This window comes from Peribacillus alkalitolerans, from assembly GCF_010882125.1.
Classification (GTDB): Bacteria; Bacillota; Bacilli; order Bacillales; family DSM-1321; genus Bacillus_BN; species Bacillus_BN alkalitolerans.
In genome coordinates, this window is sequence record NZ_JAAGVZ010000062.1 from 803 (window position 1) to 1276 (window position 474).

Here is a 474-nt window from a genome sequence, read left to right on the forward strand (position 1 = left end):
CCTGCAAGGGTCGTTTTTAAATTACTTGCAACTGTCATTTTCTTTCCTCCTTTAATGTGGGTCTCTTTAGGATACTTCTGTACTTCTTTAGTTCGTGAGATGACAGATCATTTAGTAGCGAACCCAGTTTCTTGTCCCGAATCATCTTCTTAGAACAATTGTTAGTGTTTGAAAAAAATCATATTTTATACATGAAGGGATACGAAATCCGGAATGAAGTATTTTGTGATATGGGCGTAAAAAAACAACCCTTCTAAAGAAAAAGTTCCAACGTCGTATGAAAGTGAATTCACAAATTTCCTTTTTGGTAATATATATATTAAATCATAAAAGTCCAATTTCAAAACCCACCTTCATTAGGTGGGTTTTTCCTTTTAAAAGTACATAACAAACGTTATTAATTATTGAGTATTAGAGGTCATATAACTCATTTCTTTTTAAAACAAACCCACATTCCTTTAGTGACGGTGACTA